General features: G+C 62.7%; 1 protein-coding gene. It reads left to right on the top strand.

Annotated features, from left to right (window positions below; all coding sequences use genetic code 11):
• Nucleotides 1–84 precede the first annotated feature (84 nt).
• Entirely contained in the window at nt 85–1,419 is a 1,335-nt protein-coding gene (locus tag ACK1VC_RS27565; protein WP_023047750.1) for an MFS transporter, read from the top strand.
• Nucleotides 1,420–1,473 lie beyond the last annotated feature (54 nt).

Below are 1,473 nucleotides of genomic sequence, written 5' to 3'. Positions count from 1 at the left end.
TTTTTGCCCAGCCCGGACAACAAAAACATCACTGTATGACCACCAGACCCTGCCTCCAATTAAAAGAACCAGAGGGTACCCGTCATGTCCAGCACCACACTTGACCCATCCGCCGTCGCCGGCCCCACATACAACGCCGAACGCCAGGCCCTGCGCAAGGCCGCCCGGGCCAGTTTCATGGGCAACTTCGTCGAGTGGTTCGACTACGCCGCCTACGGCTACCTGGCCACCATCATCGCCGCCACCTTCTTCCCGCAAACCGACAAGACCACTGGCCTGCTGGCAACCTTCGCCGTGTTTGCCCTGTCGTTCCTGGTACGTCCGCTGGGCGGCATCGTCTGGGGGCACTTTGGCGACCGCCATGGTCGGCGCAACGCACTGTCGTGGTCGATCCTGATCATGTCGGTATCCACCTTCTGCATTGGCCTGTTGCCAGGTTATGCGCAGATCGGCTTGTGGGCGCCGGGCTTGTTGCTACTTATCCGCCTGGTGCAGGGCTTTTCCGCCTCCGGTGAGTACGCTGGTGCTGCGGCGTTTCTGGCTGAATACGCGCCGCCCGGCCGGCGTGGCCTGTACACCAGCATCGTGCCGGCCAGTACGGCGGCGGGGTTGCTGTTTGGTGCGGCGTTCGTGGCGGTGCTGCACGAACTGCTCAGTAGTCAGGCCCTGCACGAATGGGGCTGGCGCCTGCCGTTCCTGCTGGCGGCACCGTTCGGCCTTGTAGGGCGCTATATCCGCATGAGCCTGCAGGACACACCCAAGTTCCTGGAGATGGAACAGCGCCTGGAAAACAAGGCCGGCATGACGCCGATGCCGCTGCGCGAGCTGCTGGGCCAGCACCGCCGCAGCCTGGCCATCGGCATTGGTGTCACCTGCCTGAACGCGGTGGCGTTCTATTTGCTGCTCAGCTACATGCCGACTTATCTGTCCAGTGAAATGGGCATGAGCGAGCGGGATTCATTCATTGCTTCGACCGTGTCGCTGGCCACTTACATCGGCTTGATCTTCCTGATGGGGCGGCTGTCTGACCGGTTTGGCCGCAAGACCATGCTGGTGGTGGCTTCGCTGTTGTTCCTGGGGCTGACCGTACCGTTGTTTCGCCTGCTTGACGGTCAACCGCTGCTGGTCATCCTGGCGATCCAGATTTGCTTCGGGGCGATTCTGGCGATGAATGACGGGACGTTGCCGTGCCTGCTGGCCGAGATTTTCCCCACCCGGGTGCGTTTCAGCGGGTTTGCCCTGAGCTTCAATGTGGCCAACGCGCTGTTTGGCGGGACTGCGCCGTTCATTGCCACCTGGCTGATCCAGGTGACTGGCAGCAAGCTGGCGCCGGCGGGGTATTTGCTGGCGGCGGCACTGGTGGCGCTGGTTGCCATGCTTATGTGTCGGGAGACCGCACATTCCGCCCTGGAGGATTAACTACCCTGTACCGGCCTCTTCGCGGGCGCGCCCGCTCCCACAGGGACCCCACAG

It is taken from the genome of Pseudomonas sp. XP2, from assembly GCF_053557975.1.
The sequence above is the reverse complement of the archived record's forward strand: the minus strand, read 5'-3'. Positions and strand labels throughout refer to the sequence as shown.